Genomic DNA, 22,220 nt, shown 5'->3' with positions numbered 1-22,220 from the left:
ATTGTTTACAGGAATTATTGAAGAAGTAGGAATGGTTTTAAATATAACTAAATCTAAAAAAATAACTGTTTTAAGAATAAGTTGTAACAAAATTTTAGAAGATATTTCACTAGGGGATAGTATAGCTGTCAATGGAGTATGTTTAACTGTAAAAAGTTATAATTCAGATTACTTTGAAGCAGATATTATGAATGAAACAATCTCTAAAACCAATCTCAATACTTTGAAAATTGGCAATAATGTGAATTTAGAGAGAGCGTTGAAGGTAGGAGATAGACTGGGAGGCCATATAGTTAGTGGTCATATAGATGTTACAGGTACTATAAAAGGATTAGAAAATGATGGAGATTCAATATGGATAACTGTAGAGGCTAGCGAGGATATTATGAAATATATAATATATAAAGGCTCCATAGCATTAGATGGAGTAAGCTTAACAGTAGCATATGTGGATGATAATAATTTTAAAGTTTCCATAGTTCCTCACACTCAATTAGAAACTATTCTTCTAAAAAAGAAACCAGGAGATATTGTAAATATTGAATGTGATCAGATAGGAAAATATATTGAAAAGCTATTAAATAAAGATGAAAAATCTAAAATAAATTCAAGTATAAGCTTAGATACACTTAAAAAATATGGATATGCATAAGGAGGCTAAAAAATGGGTGAGTTTAGTACTATTGAAGAAGCTATAGAAGAGATGAAAAAGGGCAATTTTGTAGTAGTTTTAGATGATGAAGATAGGGAAAATGAAGGGGATTTAATTATTGCAGCAGAGAAAGTGACTACAGAAAAAATAAATTTCATGACTAAATATGCAAGAGGATTGGTTTGTATGCCTGTTGAAGGAGAAAGGCTAGAAGAACTTAATATTAATCAAATGGTAGCTAATAATACAGATAATCATGAAACTGCTTTTACTGTTTCTGTAGATTACAAAGATACCTCAACAGGTATTTCAGCAGGAGATAGAGCACTAACTATAAGAAAAATATTAGATAAAGACTCTAAAGCAGAAGACTTTAGAAGGCCAGGACATATTTTTCCCTTAAAGTCAAGAAAAGGAGGAGTACTAAAAAGAGCAGGTCATACTGAAGCAGCTGTAGATTTAGCAAAACTTGCAGGACTTTTCCCAGCTGGCGTTATATGTGAAATTATGAACGAAGATGGAACTATGGCTAGAACCAATGATTTAATAAAATATGCTAGTAAATTTGGTTTTAAAATAATAACTATAGCAGATCTCATAGCTTATAGAAGAAGAACTGAAATATTAATTTCTAGAGAAGGAATAGCTAATTTACCAACAAAATATGGAGATTTTAAAATAGTAGGATATGAAGATTTATTAAATGGCAAGCAACATGTGGCTTTGATTAAAGGTGATGTTACTGACGGAGAGCCTACGTTAGTAAGGGTTCATTCTGAATGTTTAACTGGTGATGTGTTTTGTTCTAGTAGATGTGATTGTGGTGAACAACTCCATTTAGCAATGGACAAAATAAATAAAGAGGGAAAAGGTGTAATTTTATATATGAGGCAAGAAGGTAGAGGGATTGGTCTTTTAAATAAAATTAAAGCTTATTCCCTTCAAGACAATGGGATGGATACTGTAGAAGCAAATCTGGCTTTAGGATATGAAGATGATATGAGGGATTATGGGATCGGAGCACAGATATTATCACATATTGGACTTAAGAAGATAAGGCTTATGACAAATAATCCTAGGAAAATATCTGGTCTTTCAGGATATGATCTTGAAATTGTAGAAAGAGTACCAATTGAAATTGAAGCTACAGAAGAAGACTATAAATATTTAAAGACAAAAAAAGAAAAACTTGGCCATATTATTAGTGTGAATTAAGGAGGGTAAATTAATGAATATATATGAAGGAAATTTAATTGGAGAAGAATTAAAAATAGGTATAGTTATAGGACGATTTAATGAATTTATTGGATCAAAACTATTAGATGGTGCTATAGATGGGTTAAAAAGGCATGGGGTGGAATCAGAAGACATATCAATATTTTGGGTTCCAGGTTCTTTTGAAATACCACTAATAGCAAAAAAATTAGCCGCATCAAAAAAATATGATGCCATTATTTGTCTTGGAGCTGTAATAAGGGGAGCTACTTATCACTTTGAATGTGTAGCAAATGAAGTTTCTAAAGGTGTAGCAAAAGCGTCATTAGATACAGAAATACCAGTAATATTTGGAATACTTACAACTGATAATATTGAACAAGCTATAGAAAGGGCAGGCACAAAAGCAGGAAATAAAGGATTTGAAGCAGCGGTTTCAGCTATAGAAATGGCTAATCTTATAAAAACTATTGAACTAAAAAGATAATAGTGATGTGAACTGCATCCTGTCAATTAGACAGTGGAAATAATGAAAATAACCTTAAACAGCTAAGGCTCGATATTTCATCGGGCTGAAGCTGTTTAATTTTTTTCAAAAAAGTACTTATCCCAATTTTCACAAAATATAATTATTAATAATAAACCTAAAAAATATGATAAACTATAAATAGACAATAAATATTAAGAGGTGCAAATTAATGAAGAGTCATTTAACCAATTTTGACCGAAGATATAATTACATAATACTAGCAGAAAATTTTTATTTAGATGATTATAAAGAGAAAGCAGTAAAATTTTATTTCAAAGCACTAAATTTTCCTGGAGAAGCAGAAGAAGATTTAGAAATATTATATAATATAGCTTTTATATATGATGAAATGGATAAACTTACAGAAGCACTTAAGGCTTATAAAGAAATTGTAAAATTAAATCCAGAAGAATCTGGAGCATTTTATGGAATAGCTACAATTTATGAAAGATTAGGTAATAGTGAAAAAGCTTTAGAATATTATTTTAAGGCTATAGAGATAAATCCTAAATATGATAGAGCTTTTTTTTATATAGCTAATATATATGATGAAATAGGAAAAAAAGAAGAAGCTATAAAATATTATAAAGAGGTCATTGAATTAAAACCAAATGATCATATTGCTTATAATAATTTAGGTTCTATTTACGAAGAAATGAAGGATTATAATAAAGCCTATGAAATGGTTAAAAAGAGTATTGAAATAAATTCTAGCTATTATAAAGCTTTGTTTAATATGGGAGTTATTTATAAAAAATTAAATAAATTGAAAAGTGCTATAGAATATTATAATAAGTCAATAGCATTAAATAAAAATTATCCATATTCATTTCTTAATAAATCTGTTATATATATAGAACAAGGGAAAATAAAGAAAGCTATACAAGTTTTGACGGAAGGAATAGAATATAATCCTTATGCAGAATACCTGTATTATAATAGAGCGTGTTGTCATGCAAAACTTAATGAAAATGATAAAGCTATAATGGACTTGAGAAAGGTTATAGTTCTTTCTCCAGAGTTTATAGAAACAATGAAAGTAGATGAAGATTTAAAGAATTTATATAATGATGAAAGATTTATTGAAATTATAAGTAGGTATAAAAAGAATAATTTGAAAGAAAAATAGTTTTTTGTTATATATAAAGTAATAATATGAAAAGGAGTATGAATAATATGGTGATAATAAAGACTAGGGAAGAAATTGAAAAAATGCAACAAGCAGGTAAAATATTATCAGATTGTCATAAAGAAATTGCAAAAATTATTAAACCAGGAATCTCGACTTTAGAAATAGACCAATTTGTAGAAGCGTTTCTAAAAAAACGTAATGCTATACCAGAACAAAAGGGATATCAAGGATATCCTTATGCTATTTGTGCATCTGTAAATGATGAAATATGTCATGGTTTTCCAAGAAAAGAGTTATTAAAAGATGGAGATATTGTAACTGTAGATATGGTAGTAAATTTAGATGGGTGGCTTGCAGATTCAGCTTGGTCTTACGCAGTAGGAAATATTTCAGATGAAGCAAAAAAACTATTAGATGTAACTAAAAAAGCTCTTTATATAGGAATAGAAAAAGCTGTAGTAGGTAATAGAATAGGTGATATATCTCATGCTATTCAAACTTATGTAGAATCTGAAGGCTTTTCTGTTGTAAGAGATTTTGTTGGACACGGAATAGGTAAAGATATGCACGAAGATCCACAGGTACCCCATTTTGGACGTCCAGGAAGAGGATTAAGACTTATGGAAGGAATGGTTTTAACTATTGAGCCTATGGTTAATATAGGAACTTATGGTTGTAAAATAGATGATAATCAATGGACAGCAAGAACATTAGATGGAAAATTATCAGCTCAATATGAGCACACACTGGCTATAACAAAAGATGGTCCAATAATAATTACAGAGCAATAAAATAAAGGTAGTGGATTATTTCCACTACCTTTATTGTTGCCATTTAGTTAGCTTTTTTTCCACAAAAGCTATAAGTTGGTACATTACAGCAGATATTATTGCTAATATAAATACACTCATCATTACTAAATCCAGTTTAAATACTTGGCCGCCATAAACTATTAAATAACCAATACCAGCTTTAGAAACTAAAAATTCTCCTACAATAACTCCAACCCATGATAATCCTATATTTACTTTTAAAGTACTTATTATTGTAGGAAAACTTGATGGAAGCACTACCTTTTTTAAAACTTGGAATTTTGTAGCTCCAAAAGTTTCTAAAAGTTTTATTTTGTCTTCATCTACATTTCTAAATCCACTATATACATTCATTATGGTAACTACTATAGATACTGTAATAGCTGTAACAATTATACCTGAATATCCTGCACCTACCCATATAATAATTATAGGAGCAAGGGCAGTTTTAGGTAAACTATTTAAAACTACAAGATAAGGATCCAACACTTTTGCTATAAAGTCTGACCACCAAAGCATTATAGCAACTAAAACCCCTAAAATTGTTCCAATTAAGAAACCTATTATAGTTTCCGTTACAGATATACCTACATGATAAAATAGGTTTCCGTTTTTAGTATATTCAATAAATAGTTTCCATACTTCAGATGGGGAGCTAGTCAAAAATGTGTCTATCCATCCTAACTTAGCAGCTACCTCCCATAAAAATAACCATACTACTAAGATTAATATTTGTGTAATGGTAATATTTTTCTTTCTTCTTTTTATCTTTCTTATATATTTTTCTTGTTCTTCCGAAACTTTATTATACATGAATATCTAGCTCCTTCCATATTTGATTAAAATAATGTCTAAATTCTGGAGCTTCTCTACATTTCATAGGGGTTCGAACTTCGCCTGGACAACTTAAGTTTATAGGTATTATATCTTTTATTGTGGCAGGTCTTTTTGACAGGACTACCACCCTATCTGCCATGGAAATTGCTTCTGCTATATCATGAGTAACCATAAGGGCAGTTTTTTCCTCTTTTTTCAAGATGATTCCTATTTCATCTGCAATAGCCAGCCTTGTTTGATAATCTAATGCAGAAAAAGGCTCGTCTAATAAAAGTAAATCTGGTTTTACAACTAAAGTTCTAATTAAAGCAGCTCTTTGTCTCATACCTCCAGATAATTGTCTGGGAAATTTTTCCTTGAAATCACTAAGACCATATATGTCGAGTAGTTTTTCTGCATATTTATAGTTTTCTTCATTTACTTTTCCTTGAATTTCTAAACCTATCAGAACATTTTCTATTATTGTTCTCCATTCAAAGAGATGATCTCTTTGAAACATATATCCTATTTCTTTTGTAGGACCTTTAACTTCTTTGCCTTTGATTAATACTTTCCCCTTTGAAGGTTCAATAAGCCCAGCAATAATTGACAATAGAGTGGATTTTCCACATCCACTAGGGCCTACAAGAGATACTATTTCACCTTTATCTATATTAAGGTTTATATCTTTTATTGCTTCTGTCTCTCCATCAAGGGTATGATAGGTCATACTAATGTCTTTAATTTCTACAATACTTTTTCTTTCCATAGATGTACCCCCTTTAACGAACCATGTTATACTTCATCATATTCAAAGGCTAAGTTTTATGTTACGAGTTTTATCCTAAAAAGCTTTGTCTATGAACTAATTGAATGGAGAAAGATGTTAATAATTTAAAACTTATTTATAAATGAATTGTGTAGATGACAAACACCTAACTATGCTGTATAATAATAATACAAACATTAAGAACTTATGTTCAGAGAGATAGAATTATAGTGAAACTATCTTTTAAGAAATAATATGAAGTATAATATAGAATGACTTTATGACATTAAAGAAATGACAGGAGTGAGATGTATTGACAGGAAAAACTCATGTAGCAGTGGGAGTAGCAACGGGATTAGCACTATCAACTGGTAAACCTGTTAAGGAACAATTTTTTTTAATAATAACCTCAGCAATTGGAGCAGTAATTCCTGATTTAGATCATCCAAAAAGCAAATTAAATCAAAAGATATTAATATTCAATAATAAATTTTTTAAGGTATTATTTTATGTACTTATAGGTATTGGATTTATATACTTAGATTCTATTGTTGAAAATCAAGAATTTAAAATATTAGGTATAATAATGATACTTACTGGAATGTCTAGTCATAGAGGCTTTACTCATAGTTTACTTGGTTTTTTATTATTTTCATCAATAGCGTATACTTATTCTATAAAGTTTGGAATAAATGAAATATATCTAGGATTTAATATAGGGTATGTTTTACATTTAGTTATGGATTTTTTTACTCCTAAGGGAATACAGCTATTTTTTCCTATAACTAAAAACATATCTTCTCCTATTACAATTAAAACCAATGGAGAAGGAGAAAATTTATTATTTATAGGCTCAAGTTTTTATTCATTATATTTTTTAATTCAATTCATAAGATAAATATTTCTTAAAGCTGATATATGCTATAATATCATTTGTAAACAAAAATAAGGGGGAAATGGAATTGCATCAATATAAAGGTAGGCTGATAATACACACAGGTTCTATGTTTTCAGGAAAAACTTCTAGTTTAGAAAAAGATATAAAGCGCTTTAAAATTGCAGGATATAATACTATTGCTTTTAAACCTGTAGTAGATAGTAGGTATTCAAAGAATGAGATTGTAACTCATGATTTAACTTATATGAATGCAATTTTAGTTGAAGATATAGATGAAATTATAGAATATTGTGATGAGCTTAAACCAGATGTTATTGCTATAGATGAAGTACAGTTTTTAGGTGGAGAACTGAAAAATATAGTAAATGGTATAAATGAATTTTTAAAAAGAGGTTGTACAATAATAGTAGCAGGATTGGATATGGATTATAGGGGTAAACCTTTTGAAGTAATTAAAGAACTTATGCCTATATCAGATTATCTACATAAACACCATGCTGTTTGTGCAAAATGTGGTGTAGATGCTTGGGTTAGCCATAGGAAGTCTGATGATATGGAAAGAATAAAACTAGGAGCTTCTGATGAATATGAACCATTGTGTAGAAAATGTTTTTTAGAAGAAAAGAAAAAACAAGATGAATAATATCTAATATACATGGAGGGGATAAATTGAAAGACTATATGAGATTTGAGGCTTCAGTTGTACCATTATATTCTAAAAGCGCTGAGGATTTGTGGTTTCCATATAATAATGGAAAATTAGCAGTTAAATCTAAAGGTGATGAGATAAGTATATTAAGAAGAAAAGATTTAGAAGAATTTGATTTTAAATTAGCACATACTCAATGTATGGGAGCACTTGATGGATATAATTGTTTTAGTAGCGAAATAAAAGATAATTTTAAAACACCAAGTGGAATAGAGATATATGATTTGAAACCTCTTACATTTTTACTTGAAGAAGAACTTTTTTTATTAGCTGCTAAATCTTTACTTTTATTGAACTGGGAAAAATGCCATAGATATTGTGGTGTATGTGGATATTATATGGAAAGAAAAAACAATGAAAGTGAAAGAGCCCTTTTTTGTCCTAAATGTGGATATACTACTTGGCCTAAAACATCTCCTGCAATTATAGTAGCTATAACAAAAGGAGATCAGATTTTATTAGCTCATAATAAAAATTTTCCTAAAGGAATGTACAGTGTAATAGCTGGCTTTGTAGAACTTGGTGAAACTTTTGAACAATGTGTAAGAAGAGAAGTATATGAGGAAGTAGGTATAAGGATTAAAAACATAAAATATTTTGGAAGTCAACCATGGCCATTTCCAAATTCAATGATGATTGGTTTTACTGCTGAATACTTAGATGGTGAGATAAATGTAGATGGAGAAGAAATAGTACATGCTGATTGGTTTAGCAAAGATGAAATTCCTAAATATAAAAAATCTAAAAGTATAGGAGCAGAACTTATTGAATGGTTTAAAAGAACCCACTAAATATATATTTAGTGGGTTCTTTAAAAAAATAGATCTTTACATATTTATTTTTATATCTCTAGCTCTTAAAATTTTAATCCTTCTTTTTTCATACCAACACTTAAAGCGATACCTATACAAATCATATTTACTAAAAGGAATGTTCCTCCATAACTTATAAAAGGAAGAGGAATACCTGTAATAGGCATAAGTCCAATAGTCATACCTATATTTTCCCATATATGAATTCCTAACATAGCAGCTATCCCAACGACCATGAGAGAACCAAAGGTGTCTTTTGTTTCCTTAGCGATTTTAATTAGTCTATATAGCATTAAAAAGTATAATGCAAATAAAATAAGTCCACCTATGAGTCCTAATTCTTCTCCAATAACAGCAAATATAAGATCTGTATGTTTTTCAGGTATATACCCAAACTGGGTTTGAACTCCCTTAAATAATCCACGGCCATGAAGTTTACCTGAACCTACAGCAATTTTTGCTTGCATAGCTTGATAACCAGAATCACTGGTATCATGTTCTGGATCTAGAAAATTTAGTATCCTTTTTCTTTGATAGCCGTCGAATGAAAACCAAAGAATAGGCAAGCTTATAATTCCAATTATTATAGCATATCCAAAATAACGTAGTTTTAAGCCTGCTGCAAATAACATTACAAATACAAAAAACACAAATACTACAGCTGTTCCAAAATCAGGTTGTATAGCTATAAGTCCAATAGGTACTCCAGCAAATAATAGTACTTTTAAAAGAACAAAAGGTTGATTTATAGTTTTTTTATTTTTATCTATCATCTTTGCAACAGAAATTATAACAGCAATTTTTGCTAATTCAGCAGGTTGAAAAGCAAATCCTCCTATACTAAGCCAACTTCTAGCACCCCAATCCTTATCACCAGTACCAAATATGAGCACTGCTAAAAGAAGAAGGTTGCAAAAAATATATATGGGAATATAAAAATTTCCAAGTATTTTATAGTCAACTAATGATAGAATTATTATAGTTATTAATCCAAGTATTGTAGCAATAATTTGAACTTTTATAAGCCGAGGTCTATTCAAACTTGCAGTAGCACTCATAACCATTATTATTCCATACAAACAAAGTAGTGCAACAGTTGTGAAGAGTACAAAATCGAATCTTTTAGAAAATTTTTTCTTTAAATCTATCATATAAATAGCTCCTTTTTTAAGATTTACAAAGACAATTATATCATATTTGCATTATATTTGAATATAGAACAAACAGTTAAATTATACTTACTTTATGATATCATATATAATGATAGTAAATAAAGGAGTGATTCAATGTATATAGGTTGCCACTTATCTATTGCAGAAGGATATGAAAAAATGGCTAAATCAGCTTTAAGTATAGATGCAAATGTATATCAGTTTTTTTCTAGGAATCCAAGAGGTTATTCTTCTAAAAAAATGGATATGGAAGATATATCAAGGATGAAAAAAATACTAGATGAAAATAGCTTCGGTCCATTACTTGCCCATGCTCCATATATTTTGAATTTAGGTTCTCATAAAGATAGAACTTATGGAATGGCTAAAGGAATATTAAAAGAGGATTATGAAAAAATGGATTCTATGTCTATTCCATATTTTACATTTCATCCAGGAAATCATTTAGGTAAGGGACCAGAATATGGAGTTAAAAGAATAGCAGATGCATTAAATGAAATAATAACTGGAAATGAAAATACAATGCTTTTACTTGAAACTATGTCTGGGAAAGGGACTGAGTTAGGACATACCTTTGAAGAGATTAGAGATATTATAAATGGGGTTAAATATAGCGAGTTAGTTGGAGTTTGTTTAGATACTTGCCATATTTATTCAGCTGGTTATGACATAGTAAATGATTTAGATGGAGTATTAGAAGAATTTGATAATATTGTAGGAATAGATAAACTAAAATGTATTCATTTAAATGATAGTATGATGGAATTTAATAGTAGAAAGGATAGACATGCTAAAATAGGGGAAGGAACTATAGGATTAAATACTATAAAAAAAATCATAACCCATCCTCAATTAAAGGAATTACCTTTTTATCTAGAAACACCTAATGACTTAGAAGGACATAGAAAGGAAATAAGAGTATTAAGGAAATTGGCAAACTAAAAAAGAACTCTTTAAAGGGTTCTTTTTTAGTTTACCATAAATTATCATCTGAGAAATTTTCAATGGCTGTAATAGTTTTTTGCTCGAAATCTGGGTATTTATTTTCTATATATTTTAGTAGATTATTTATTTCACTTCGTTTATTTTTAACATCTTGAGGACATTCCCCTTTTCCTAAAGGAAGGTTTTCACCATTAACAATCTTTTCTATTATATTTTCTTCTACATATATAAGGGGTCTTATAAGATGTAAATCATGTTTTTCATTATAGGATATAGGTTTAAAGGTATCTAATTTTCCAGTATATATAAGATTTAATAAAAAGGTTATAACTAAATCTGTTTTATGATGACCTAAGGCAATCTTATTAGCACCAACTTCTTTGGCAATTCTAGCTATAGCCCCTCTTTTCATCTTGGAACAAAGATAACAAGGACTCTTCTTATCTTCAAATATCTTATCTATAATATCTATATTTTCATAAATATATGGAATGTTGTTTTCAACTAAGAATTTTTTTGTACTTTCCATATCTATTCCAAGACCTATATCTATATGTAGTCCTATAATATCAAAATTTAAATATGAGTTTTCCCTTAAAAGTATTAGGGAATATAAGAGAAATATACTATCTTTTCCTCCAGAAAGTCCAACTAATATTTTATCTCCACTTTCTATCATATTATAGTTTTCTACTGCCATTCTTATATTATTTAAAAAAAGTTTATTGTACCATTTTTTCATAAGAATACCTCCAAAAATATTAAAATATAGATATTATTTAAATTATATACTTTAATAGTGTAAACTTCAATTTAGAAGGGTTTTAAATGTTGTATAATATAATTAGATAAAAATATTATTATGGAGGATGGATATGAACAACCAAATAAATATTTTATTAATAGAAGATGATGAATCGCTGAATAGAGGTATTAGTTTTAAACTAGAAAAAGAAGGATTTAATGTATTTTCGGCAGATTGTCTTAAAGAAGGTAAAGAAATATTTAATGAACAAGAAATAGATTTAATGGTGCTAGATGTAGGTCTACCTGATGGGAATGGTTTTCAGTTTTGTAGAGAAATAAGGAAAATATCAGATGTTTTTATTATATTCTTAACGGCTTGTGTAGGGGAAGTAGATATAGTTACAGGTTATGATTTAGGAGCTGATGATTATATTACCAAACCTTTTAGTTTAATGGTACTTGTATCTAAAGTTAACGCAGTTTTGAGAAGAAAATTTAATGATCAAGAAGCTAAAAAAATTCAATGTGAAGACATAGTTTATTATCCTAAAACTATGAAAGTATATGTAAAGGGAAAAGAAATATCTTTATCTAAAACAGAATTTAAATTATTTAAATATTTTATAGACAATCCTCAACAAGTAATTACCAAAGAACAGTTTTTTAGTAAGTTATGGGATATGGAGGGAGACTTTTTAGATGAAAGTACGCTCCCAGTAAATATTAGAAGACTTAGAGAAAAAATTGAAGATAATCCTTCAGAACCTAAATATATAAAAAAATATTAGGGGAATAGGATATATTTGGACTAAGGGGCGTTTTAAAGAATGATACTTAAAAAAGATACCATAGTTAAACAAGCTTTTATTATTTTATTAATAAGTCTAATTTTTATATTTTCATTAACTATTTTAAATAATTATTTTTTTATAAAACAGTTGCAAAGTTACAATATAAAAATAAATGAGGGTTTAATTTCTAAATTTATATTTAAGAGTACAGTTGTTATAGCTCTAGTTATTATATTAAATATTATTTTATTTATCCGTGTATTAAAATATATAATGAAAAAATTAGAGAAAGTATCCTTTGACATAGATAGGATTATGGATGGAGATTATTCTACTATATCAAATATTGATGAAGAAGGAATATTATCACGACTAGAATCTCAATTTTGTCAAATGTCTAGAAGATTGCAGTTAAGTATAGATAGTATAAATATTGAGAAAGAGGAAGTAAAATCTTTAGTAACTGATATTTCACATCAGATTAGGACACCGCTTGCTTCTATAAAAATGTTTAATTCTTTATTGATTGAAGGAGGACTGACTAAAGGAGAAAAGGAAGAATTTTTAGAAAGAGTAAAAGATGAAGTAGAAAAACTTGAATGGTTGGCTAATTCTCTAGTCAAAATCTCTACGACAGAATCGGGTATGATACAGATAAAAAAAGAGAAAGAAGATGTTAAACAAACTATATTGGAAGCAGTTAATGGAGTATATTTAGAAGCATTGGAAAAAAATATAGATATAAATATGAGCAATTTAGAAAGCATTTATGTATATCATGACTTTAGATGGACTAAAGAAGCAATATTTAATATTCTTGACAATGCTGTCAAATATACAGATGAAAATGGACAGATAAATATTTCTATGGAAAAGTTAGAAACTTATATAAAAATAGATATAGAAGATAATGGTATAGGAATTCCATCAAAGGATATAGGGAAAATTTTTGATAGATTTTATAGAGGAGATTCAGAAAAAGCAAAAAAAGCTGAGGGCTCAGGAATAGGATTATACCTTGCTAGAAATATATTAGAAGAACAAGGTGGAGGATTGATAGTATCCTCTGAAGAAGGACAAGGAAGTAAATTTACCATATTGATAACATTACAAAATTATTAATAAATAAAATGTAAAACTCAAGACAGAGAACTATTCTTTGTCTTATTTTTTTATTTATAATAATGGAAAATTTAATTAATACAATTAACAAAATTACAAAACTGTCAACAAGATTAAATTGTTTTGTAATTTAGAGGTGGTATTCTGTTATTGTAGTGTTAAATATATTGCTATGTTTGCCACTAGACTCATATACAAGGGAGGATTAATTGTGAAAATATTGGAAACAAAATCATTGAAAAAATACTATGGAAAAGATGCTAATTTAGTGAAGGCAGTAGATGGAATAGATTTATCTATATTGGTATTTTAATAGAAGTAAAATAAAAGAAAGAAAAAACCCTAGCTAAAGAGAGATTAAAAGTAAAAAAAGCAAGTATATAAAAATAAAGTAATATACTTGCTTTTTAAAATATATAGTTTTTGTATTTAGTATTGTATTTTACTTAATCTAATGATTTTTTAGATCAGACACTAATATTTTATTAATTGTTCTTAGAAATAGTTCCATTATAAGAATATCTATTACCGTTAGTAGGAACTTGAAAACAAATATAATACTTTGAAGAACTAGGTAGACCACTAATAGTTGTAGAAGCGCTTGTTCCATTAATTGTTATTGTTTTACTTTTAATTGGTTTTTTAGAAGAGTTATACACTATTAAGTCTAGTTGATTACTTTTTCCACCATGGAATTCAAGTAATTTCCAATTTCTAACTGTTATTTTTATTGAAGAAGCACCTTTCAACCATTTACTAGTATAAAGTCTATATCCCATATTTTTTGCTTGATAGTTATATGATGATAATGATAAGTTGTGTATATCTGCATTACGTCCTGGTGGATTTGCTCCAGAAATTTCAAAGTCTCCCGTGAATGTATTATTTGGTGGATTTTCTTTCAATACATGGATTGAATCTGCAAAAGCTGATGAACTTATAGAAATAATACAAAATATTGCAAAAATAATGCTAATAATTTTATTACATTTCCTCACATATATCCCTCCTTTTTATAATTCTGGTAATTTTATAATATCATACGAAAATAAGTATTGCAAAAAACATTTTTTAAATATTGTAATTTAAGTAATAGTTTGTTATTTTATAATAAAGGGGGAATACGTATGTTTAATAAGAAAAATTCATTTAATAAGAAAAAGCTATTTTGGATTTATATTATAATTTTGTTTGTTTTTATAGCTGTTAAATTTAAAGGCTCATTTTATGAATTAGTAGATAGGATAAATTCTATAAAATCTAATAGAGAAGAAGGAATATGGAATATAAATATGGTTCCATTCAGGACAATGAAACCATATTTAACAAATTTTTTCAGTATGTTTGCTTTTAAAAATATTTTAGGAAATATATTACCATTTATTCCATTTGGTTTTCTCTTGCCGATTGCATATAATAAAAATTTTTTTCAAGTATTGCTCATTTCTTTTATAGGTATAATATTTATAGAAATATTTCAGCTAATAACTATGTTAGGTTATTGTGATATTGATGATATTATTTTAAATCTAATCGGATGTATGATAGGATATGGAATATTTTGTTGTTATCAACATTGTATTCGTAAAGAAATTTATTAAATATATCTTTAGTATAATAATGAATTTAAATAAAGCAGATATTAGTAAAACTCAAGACAGAGAACTATTCTTTGTCTTATTTTTTTATTTATAATAATGGAAAATTTAATTAATACAATTAATAAAATTACAAAACTGTCAACAAGATTAAATTGTTTTGTAATTTAGAGGTGGTATCCTATTATTGTAGTGTTAAATATATTGCTATATTTGCCACTAGACTCATATACAAGGGAGGATTAGTCATGAAAATATTGGAAACTAAATCACTGAAAAAGTATTATGGAAAAGGTGATAATTTAGTAAAAGCCGTAGATGGAGTAGATTTATCTATAGAAGAAGGTAAATTTGTAGCAATAGTAGGCTCTTCTGGTTCAGGGAAGACTACATTGCTTCATATGATGGGGGGACTAGATAGACCAACTGAAGGAAAAGTATTTATAGATAATAAAGATATCCATTCAATGGATGATGAAAGTTTGGCCATATTTAGAAGGAGAAAAGTGGGATTTGTTTTTCAAACATATAACTTAATTCCAGTATTAAATGTATGGGAAAATATAACTTTACCTATAGAGTTTGATTTAAAAACTGTAGACAATGAATTCATAGAAGAATTGATGAAGACGTTAAATATTTATGACAAGAAAAATGCTCTTCCAAATCAATTATCAGGAGGACAACAACAAAGGGTAGCCATAGCTAGAGCATTAGCTACTAGACCAGCTATAGTTCTTGCAGATGAGCCAACAGGAAATCTTGACTCTAAAACCAGTTTAGAAGTAATAAATCTTTTAAAACAATCTGTAAGAAAATATCATCAAACATTAGTTATGATAACCCATGATGAAAAACTAGCTCAAATGGCTGATAGAATAGTAAGAATTGAAGATGGTAATCTCCTTGTTAATAGGGAGGGAGAATCTTGCTAAAATACATGAAAGTAGCATGGAAACATATAAAGGAATATAAGAAAAGATCTATAGCGATAGTTCTAAGTATTATGTTAAGTGTGTTTTTAGTAGTGACCATAGGTTCTTTATCTGAAAGTGCAAGGGTGCTCCAAGTTGATGATATTATACAAAACACAGGAAGAAATCATGTTTTTTATAATGGGTTAGGTAAAGCTCAAATAGATAAAATAAGTAAAGAAAAAAATGTAAAGGAAGTAGCAAATAGTTTTAATTATGGTACTTGGAAGAGTAACAATGGTGTAAATGTAGATATCTTGGCAGGAGAGAAAAAGTTATTATATATGTTGGATACAGAAATAATAGAGGGAAAATATCCAACAGAATCAAATGAGATTGCAATAGAAGGATGGGTATTGGATAGGCTTAGATTGCCCCATGAACTAAATAAAAATATAAAATTATCTTCAAAAGAAAATGGAGAAAAAGAATTTAAGTTAGTTGGGATAATTAAAAATAGGTTGCATAGCCAGAGTCATGATTTTAGAAATGCTTTTATAGCATTTGATAAAGGAAAACTAGCACAGGATAAGGAGTCTATAGAAACTTTAGTAGAATTTAAAGAAGGAGTAACATATAAGAATGAGGCTAAGAAGCTAGGAAAGGCTATAGGAATAAAGGATGAAAGTCAAATACAGTTAAATAAGATGTTACTTGATGCTATGGGAGAATTTGAAGCTGTAGATTGGAATTTGGTAAGGATTTCCCTATTACTTATGTTAGTAGGTGGAATAGTAATTTACAGTTTATATAGTATTTCAGTGCTAAAAAGAGTCCAAGAGTATGGTATGATGAGGGCTATTTGTAGCACCAAAAAGCAGATAGTATATATAATATTATCGGAAATATTTATCTTATATATTGTAGGTGCATCATTAGGTTCGTTGACAGGAATGTTATTCACATATGTTCTTAAGGGAAGCAAAATGGCAATTTTTATCACGGAAGCCCAATATAAATTAGACACTGTAGTTATTTCTAAGTTTTCTATTGGGTTAGCTATGTTATCAGCCTTAGGCTCTATACTATTAGCAGGATTAAGAGGGGGAATATTAGCAAATAAAGTATCTCCAATAGAAGCTATGAATAAAGCTACCCAAGATAAAAACGTGGAAATTAAAGAGAAAGAAAGCTTTATTGAAAGGTTTATGAATGTACAAAATAAGGTATCTTATAAAAATCTAAAAAGAAATAAAAAAGTTCTTATATTTACTATAATAGCTATGGCAGTAGGCTCAACCTTTTTTATGGCGAGGTCTTTTAAAGAAGAGTTGCATGGAAGAAGTAGAGAAAAATTGGAGAGTATTGGTGATAAATCACCATGGTCTGAAATCTTATTAAATTTAGACATGAATGAGCCTATGAAAAATGGTTATACAAAAGAACAGCTAGATGAAATTAAAAAAATACCTCAGGTTGAAAATGTATTTTATATACAAGCCTTATATTCTAAACTTAAATTAGATAAAGAGCAATTGAATGAAACAAATGGTGAAAATTATATAAAATTTATGAATGAAAAAGGTTTTTATCCAGAAGCGAATTTAGGAGACTTCTATATAGAAGGAGATACTAAGGATAGTGTAATGATTAGAAATGTTGTAACAGGGCTTAGGGATAAGGATCTAGAATACTTAGGCAAAATATTTAGCATATTGCAAAATGAAAAAATAGATATAAATAGAATGAAAAAAGAGCCTGTAGCAGTAGTTTATATTCCTAAAACAAAGGAAAATGGGGCTCCCTATGATGAAAAAGCGAAAGGTAGATATGAACCTGTACTAGATATTAAAAATGGGGATAAGATTAAAGTAACTATCCCAAAAGAAGGATATGCCAAGGGTATAGATAATATGGAGCTTCTATCGGAACATAAAAAATATAGTTCCCAGTATGTGGATAAAGAATTTACTGTAATAGGTATAGTTGATGAATTGCCAACACAGTATAGGGATCAAAATGTAGTGGCAATGCCAACAATACCCTATGTATTAATATCAGAAAATATGTTTAAAGAATTATCTGGAATAGATAATTCCTATAGGGCAGTTAGAATAAATTTAGAAGAAAATATTAGTAAAGAAAATTATAAATCGGTTAAGGAAAAATCCCAAGAATTATCGGAGATTTTTGAAAGGACTCTGTTTGTTGATATCTACGAGTTTAATAAAGAACAGGAGAAGTCATCTATAACTGATAACTTGTTCCAAAATGCTATAGCTGTTATTTTAATCTTAATAAGCGGACTAAGTATATATAACAACATAAATTATAATCTAATATCTAGGACTAGGGAACATGGTATTATGAAGGCTATTGGCCTTACTAAAAAACAGTTTAGAAAGATGATAGAATTCGAGGGAATAATGTATGGAAGTATATCGGCTATTTTCTCTTGTATAGTAGCCCTTATAGCTGAGATGGGTATATTTGTTTATCAGGTATATTTGTTTCCGTTATATGTATTTCCAATACCGACATATACAAAAGGTTTTTTTATAGATTGGAAGTCCTTTTTAATAGTGATAGCTATAAATTTGAGTATTGGATATATAGCTACGATAGGCCCTAGAAGACAAGTAGATAAAATTGAAATAACAGATGCCATAAGATCTATAGACTAATTGAACTGTATTTTAAAAGTGCCTAATATGATATATGATAATTATAAACAAAAATCTCCAATTTCAATATTGAAATTGGAGATTTTTATATCTATATTAACCTAATATTTCTTCTACTGGTGTATATGGTAAATCAAAAGCGTCTGCTACTGCTTTGTAAACTAATTTACCTTCTAATATATTAGCACCTTTTCTCAATGGCATTTCGTCTTTTAATGCTTGCTTCCAACCTTTATTAGCAATTCTAATTGCATATGGTAAAGTAGCATTTGTAAGGGCTAATGTTGAAGTCTTTGGAACTGCTCCTGGAATGTTAGCTACTGCATAATGTACTACATCATGTTTCATGAATATTGGATCAGCGTGAGTTGTAGGATGTGTAGTTTCTATACATCCACCTTGGTCAATAGCAACGTCAACTAGAACACTACCTGGTTCCATAAGTTTTACCATTTCTTCTGTAACCAATTTTGGTGCTTTAGCTCCTGGAATTAAAACAGCACCTACTACTAAGTCAGCTGATTTTACAGCATTAGTTAGGTTGTAGTTATTTGAATAAAGAGTTTCTATTCTACCCATAAATACTTCATTTAAATAACGAAGCCTGTCCGTATTTATGTCAAGTACAGTAACTCTAGCACCTAAACCAATAGCTCTTCTAATAGCTCCTGTACCTACATTACCAGCACCTACAACTACTATATGTGCAGGAGGAACACCTGGTACTCCATCTACTAAAAGACCTTTTCCTCCACGAGTTTTTTCTAAATAAATTGAACCTTCTTGTACTGCCATACGTCCAGCTACTTCACTCATAGGTGAAAGAAGAGGTAAAGATCTATCTGGATTTTCAACAGTTTCATAAGCTATAGCAACTGTTCCAGCTTCCATTAAAGCTTTTGTTAATTCTTCTGCTGCTGCTAAGTGTAAATAAGTGAATATAATAAGTCCTTCTCTAAAATATGTATATTCAGACTTAAGTGGTTCTTTAACTTTCATAATCATATCAGCTTGGTTCCATACCATAGAAGCTTCTGGTAGTATTTCTGCTCCTAGCTCCGAATATTCTTCATCAGTAAAGCCTACTCCCATACCTGCATTTTTTTCTACTAAAACCTTATGGCCTGCTCTAACTAAAGCATCTGCACCAGCAGGTGTTAGGGCTACTCTGTCTTCTTGCTCTTTAATTTCCTTAGGTACTCCAATAATCATGTAACATTCCTCCTTAAGATATAATTATGTTATTAAATATATCTTATCATATTATGAAAAGGTTTGCATCATTAAAATCAACTTAGTTACATAAATAACTAAAATTCCAGCAAAAGTATCAAAATAATTCAGAAAAATACTACAATATATCTAAAACATCAGAAAAATATTTATTATATGTTAATTCTATATCAATGGGATTTTTTGGTATTTACAATTTTAAAAAACTCAATAAATAGGTTATAATAAAGGAAAAACATAAAGGGAAGATTTGTATGGATTTTAAAAAATATATTATAGGGAAATCTAAGGAAGTAGGAATAGATGTAATAGGTTTTGCAGATTGTAATAAGTTAAACAATTTAAAAGGTTATTTAATTGAAAGAAGAGAAAATAATAAAGAAACAGAGTTTGAGGAAAGAGATATTGAAAAAAGAATAGATCCTAAAAAAGTTTTTCCAAGTTGTAAAACTATTATTACCATAGGGGTTTCTTATAATGTAGAATTTAATGATAAGGTAGAGTATAAGTTTAAAGGGAAAATATCAAAATCATCTTGGGGAGAAGATTATCATAGAGTAATTAAGGAAAAAATGGGAAAGCTTATAAATGAAATAAAAAAGGAAAAGGATTTTAAGTATGAATATTTTGTAGATACTGGTCCTTTAATAGATAGAGAACTTGCTAAAAAATCTGGTATTGGATGGTATGGTAAGAATTGTTCAATTATAAATAATTTTTATGGTTCATTTATTTTTATAGGATATATTTTAACAGATTTAGATATTGAACCAGATATAGAGGTAGAGGAAGGATGTAATGATTGCAATCTTTGCATAAAAGCCTGTCCTACTGGTGCATTGGAAGAACCATACAGATTAAATCCTAAAAAATGTATTTCATATTTAACTCAGACTAAAAATGAGATTCCTTATGAATTAAGAGAAAAAATGGGAATAAAAATCTATGGTTGCGATACTTGTCAATTAATATGTCCTATAAATAAAAGGGCTGTAAAAAGCGATAAAAATGAGTTTATACCTAAAATTACTAAAGGTTATATAGATATAGAGGAATTGTTTACTTTGTCTAATAGACAGTTTAAAGAAAAGTACGGTCATATGGCAGGAAGTTGGAGAGGAAGAAATATTTTAAGGAGGAATTCTTTAATAGCCTTAGGAAATATGAAGGAAAAGAAAAATATTTATTTTTTGAAAGATTTATTAAATGATGAAAATCCTATGATTCGAAAATATGCTACTTGGTCTATATTAAATATTGATATAAATATAGGTAGTTCCATTATAAAAGAGGCAATTAAAGTTGAAAAAAACGAAGATGTTAAGAAAGAGATGGAAAGTTTATTAAAATATTTTCAAAACAAAAACTGTTAATAATTAATCAAATATTTGTGATATACTATATTTGGATAATTATGAATCTTTCTCTAAAATTATTTTAAGGAGGGAAACTATGGCAAATGTTCATGAGTTAAATTTCTTGAAAGAAAAAATTCAGGGGTTAAAAGATGATGGGGTTTACAGAAAACTTCCAGTATTAGGAGGAGCAAATGATTCAGAAGTTATTTTAGATGGAAAAAGAGTTATAAATCTATCTTCAAACAACTATTTAGGATTTGCCAATCATCCAAGGCTAAAAAAGGCTGCAATAGAAGCAGTTGAGAAATATGGTGCAGGAGCAGGTGCAGTTAGAACTATAGTAGGGAATATGGATATTCATGAAGAACTTGAAAAGTTATTAGCTGAATTTAAACGTGAAGAAGCAGCATTTATCTACCAATCAGGATTTAATTGCAATGCAGGAACAATTCAAGCTATAACTGAAAAAGGAGATTTAATTATTTCTGATGAATTGAACCACGCTTCTATTATAGATGGTTCTAGACTTAGCAAAGCTGACAAAACTATATACAAACATTCAGATATTGATCATCTAGAAAAAGTACTTAAAGAAAATAGGGATAAATATAATAATATACTAATTATAACTGATGGAGTATTTAGTATGGATGGAGATATTGCTAAACTTCCTGAAATAGTAGAGCTAGCTGAAAAGTATGAAGCTATGACTTATGTGGATGATGCTCATGGTTCTGGAGTATTGGGAGAAAGTGGTAGAGGTACTGTAGACCACTTTAATCTACATGGAAGAGTAGACTTTTCAATAGGTACATTGTCAAAAGCTATAGGGGTAGTAGGAGGATATGTAGCAGGTAGTGAAACTATGTATGAGTGGTTAAACCATAGAGCTAGACCAGTATTATTTAGTACATCTCTTCCACCAGCAGCAGTAGGAGCAATAATGGAAGCACTAAGAATGCTTATGGAATCAACAGAGTATACAGATAGGCTTTGGGACAATGCTAAATATTTCAAATCAAAACTTGGCACATTAGGATTTGATACAGGCCATAGTGAAACACCTATAACTCCAGTAATAATAGGTGACGAAGCAAAGACTATGGAGTTTAGTAGAAAGTTACTCGAAAATGGAGTATTTGTATCAGGCATAGTATTCCCAACAGTTCCAAAGGGAACAGGAAGAGTAAGATGTATGGTAACAGCAGGTCATACAAAAGAACAACTTGATAGAGCTGTAGAAGTATTTGAAAAAGTGGGTAAGGAAATGAATATATTGGGGTAGATAAATAAAAGGGGGTGTTTACCTCCT

Annotated in this window: 22 protein-coding genes; 16 read left to right on the top strand and 6 right to left on the bottom strand. The window is 28.9% G+C overall.

Annotated features, from left to right (window positions below):
• Position 1: 1 nt before the first annotated feature.
• The 5 genes from FYJ27_RS00525 (at position 2) to map (ending at position 4,319) form a co-directional block, all read left to right on the top strand.
• Complete coding sequence (locus FYJ27_RS00525; RefSeq protein ID WP_154481494.1) at positions 2–652, top strand: riboflavin synthase; 651 nt, start codon at positions 2–4, stop codon at positions 650–652.
• A 12-nt stretch (positions 653–664) separates the two neighbouring features.
• A complete protein-coding gene (locus FYJ27_RS00520) occupies positions 665–1,867 on the top strand; it encodes a bifunctional 3,4-dihydroxy-2-butanone-4-phosphate synthase/GTP cyclohydrolase II (RefSeq protein WP_154481491.1) in 1,203 nt (400 codons plus the stop codon).
• 13 nt (positions 1,868–1,880) lie between these two features.
• A complete protein-coding gene (gene ribH / locus FYJ27_RS00515; RefSeq protein ID WP_154481488.1) occupies positions 1,881–2,354 on the top strand; it encodes a 6,7-dimethyl-8-ribityllumazine synthase in 474 nt (157 codons plus the stop codon).
• Between the two features lie 211 nt (positions 2,355–2,565).
• Complete coding sequence (locus FYJ27_RS00510) at positions 2,566–3,525, top strand: tetratricopeptide repeat protein (protein ID WP_154481485.1); 960 nt, start codon at positions 2,566–2,568, stop codon at positions 3,523–3,525.
• A gap of 47 nt (positions 3,526–3,572) precedes the next feature.
• Positions 3,573–4,319, top strand: coding sequence for a type I methionyl aminopeptidase (gene map / locus FYJ27_RS00505; RefSeq protein ID WP_154481482.1), 747 nt, complete (start codon positions 3,573–3,575; stop codon positions 4,317–4,319).
• A gap of 30 nt (positions 4,320–4,349) precedes the next feature.
• On the opposite strand, the gene FYJ27_RS00500 is transcribed toward map, so the two are convergent.
• Both FYJ27_RS00500 and FYJ27_RS00495 read right to left on the bottom strand, forming a co-directional pair.
• Entirely contained in the window at positions 4,350–5,153 is an 804-nt protein-coding gene (locus FYJ27_RS00500) for an ABC transporter permease (RefSeq protein ID WP_154481479.1), read from the bottom strand.
• Positions 5,146–5,925 (bottom strand): ABC transporter ATP-binding protein, encoded by a 780-nt coding sequence (locus FYJ27_RS00495; protein ID WP_154481476.1) that lies wholly within the window; start codon positions 5,923–5,925, stop codon positions 5,146–5,148. Before FYJ27_RS00495 ends, FYJ27_RS00500 begins: the two co-directional genes overlap by 8 nt.
• A gap of 313 nt (positions 5,926–6,238) precedes the next feature.
• Between FYJ27_RS00495 and FYJ27_RS00490 the strand changes: the two genes are divergently transcribed.
• The 3 genes from FYJ27_RS00490 to nudC all read left to right on the top strand — a co-directional run bounded on the left by FYJ27_RS00490 (position 6,239) and on the right by nudC (position 8,323).
• Entirely contained in the window at positions 6,239–6,823 is a 585-nt protein-coding gene (locus tag FYJ27_RS00490; protein WP_154481473.1) for a metal-dependent hydrolase, read from the top strand.
• 64 nt (positions 6,824–6,887) lie between these two features.
• A complete protein-coding gene (locus FYJ27_RS00485; protein ID WP_154481470.1) occupies positions 6,888–7,466 on the top strand; it encodes a thymidine kinase in 579 nt (192 codons plus the stop codon).
• Between the two features lie 26 nt (positions 7,467–7,492).
• Positions 7,493–8,323, top strand: coding sequence for an NAD(+) diphosphatase (gene nudC / locus FYJ27_RS00480; RefSeq protein ID WP_216385537.1), 831 nt, complete (start codon positions 7,493–7,495; stop codon positions 8,321–8,323).
• Between the two features lie 65 nt (positions 8,324–8,388).
• Here nudC and rodA read toward each other — a convergent pair whose 3' ends face one another.
• Positions 8,389–9,495 (bottom strand): rod shape-determining protein RodA, encoded by a 1,107-nt coding sequence (gene rodA, locus FYJ27_RS00475; protein ID WP_154481467.1) that lies wholly within the window; start codon positions 9,493–9,495, stop codon positions 8,389–8,391.
• 135 nt (positions 9,496–9,630) lie between these two features.
• Here rodA and FYJ27_RS00470 point away from each other — a divergent pair, with 135 nt between their 5' ends.
• Positions 9,631–10,458 carry a deoxyribonuclease IV gene (locus FYJ27_RS00470; RefSeq protein ID WP_154481464.1) on the top strand — a complete coding sequence of 276 codons (828 nt, stop codon included), beginning with the start codon at positions 9,631–9,633 and terminating at the stop codon, positions 10,456–10,458.
• Between the two features lie 31 nt (positions 10,459–10,489).
• Here the strand turns inward: FYJ27_RS00470 and FYJ27_RS00465 are convergent, their stop codons facing one another.
• Positions 10,490–11,203, bottom strand: a complete 714-nt coding sequence (locus tag FYJ27_RS00465; RefSeq protein ID WP_154481461.1) for a tRNA lysidine(34) synthetase — start codon at positions 11,201–11,203, stop codon at positions 10,490–10,492.
• A gap of 133 nt (positions 11,204–11,336) precedes the next feature.
• Here FYJ27_RS00465 and FYJ27_RS00460 point away from each other — a divergent pair, with 133 nt between their 5' ends.
• The gene (locus FYJ27_RS00460; protein ID WP_229775431.1) at positions 11,337–11,996 is read left to right on the top strand and encodes a response regulator transcription factor; all 660 of its coding nucleotides are present in this window, start codon (positions 11,337–11,339) and stop codon (positions 11,994–11,996) included.
• A 39-nt stretch (positions 11,997–12,035) separates the two neighbouring features.
• Positions 12,036–13,121: a sensor histidine kinase gene (locus FYJ27_RS00455; RefSeq protein ID WP_154481458.1), complete on the top strand. Its 1,086-nt coding sequence runs from the start codon at positions 12,036–12,038 to the stop codon at positions 13,119–13,121.
• A gap of 485 nt (positions 13,122–13,606) precedes the next feature.
• On the opposite strand, the gene FYJ27_RS00445 is transcribed toward FYJ27_RS00455, so the two are convergent.
• Complete coding sequence (locus tag FYJ27_RS00445; protein ID WP_154481452.1) at positions 13,607–14,119, bottom strand: hypothetical protein; 513 nt, start codon at positions 14,117–14,119, stop codon at positions 13,607–13,609.
• Between the two features lie 129 nt (positions 14,120–14,248).
• Between FYJ27_RS00445 and FYJ27_RS00440 the strand changes: the two genes are divergently transcribed.
• The 3 genes from FYJ27_RS00440 (at position 14,249) to FYJ27_RS00430 (ending at position 18,317) form a co-directional block, all read left to right on the top strand.
• The gene (locus FYJ27_RS00440; protein ID WP_154481449.1) at positions 14,249–14,722 is read left to right on the top strand and encodes a VanZ family protein; all 474 of its coding nucleotides are present in this window, start codon (positions 14,249–14,251) and stop codon (positions 14,720–14,722) included.
• Between the two features lie 245 nt (positions 14,723–14,967).
• A complete protein-coding gene (locus FYJ27_RS00435) occupies positions 14,968–15,654 on the top strand; it encodes an ABC transporter ATP-binding protein (protein WP_154481446.1) in 687 nt (228 codons plus the stop codon).
• On the top strand, positions 15,648–18,317 hold the full coding sequence (locus tag FYJ27_RS00430; RefSeq protein WP_154481443.1) for an ABC transporter permease: 2,670 nt from the start codon (positions 15,648–15,650) through the stop codon (positions 18,315–18,317). Before FYJ27_RS00435 ends, FYJ27_RS00430 begins: the two co-directional genes overlap by 7 nt.
• Positions 18,318–18,413: 96 nt before the next feature.
• Here FYJ27_RS00430 and ald read toward each other — a convergent pair whose 3' ends face one another.
• Complete coding sequence (gene ald, locus FYJ27_RS00425) at positions 18,414–19,529, bottom strand: alanine dehydrogenase (protein WP_154481440.1); 1,116 nt, start codon at positions 19,527–19,529, stop codon at positions 18,414–18,416.
• A gap of 275 nt (positions 19,530–19,804) precedes the next feature.
• Between ald and queG the strand changes: the two genes are divergently transcribed.
• Together queG and FYJ27_RS00415 are read left to right on the top strand one after the other, a co-directional pair.
• The gene (queG, locus tag FYJ27_RS00420; RefSeq protein ID WP_154481437.1) at positions 19,805–20,923 is read left to right on the top strand and encodes a tRNA epoxyqueuosine(34) reductase QueG; all 1,119 of its coding nucleotides are present in this window, start codon (positions 19,805–19,807) and stop codon (positions 20,921–20,923) included.
• Positions 20,924–21,002: 79 nt separating this feature from the next.
• Positions 21,003–22,193, top strand: coding sequence for a glycine C-acetyltransferase (locus FYJ27_RS00415; protein ID WP_154481434.1), 1,191 nt, complete (start codon positions 21,003–21,005; stop codon positions 22,191–22,193).
• The last annotated feature ends 27 nt before the right edge of the window (positions 22,194–22,220 follow it).

Source organism: Anaerosalibacter bizertensis (genome assembly GCF_009696605.1).
Lineage (GTDB): Bacteria > Bacillota > Clostridia > Tissierellales > Sporanaerobacteraceae > Anaerosalibacter > Anaerosalibacter bizertensis.
Note: the sequence above shows the minus strand (reverse complement) of the source record. Positions and strands in the feature narration are given on the sequence as shown.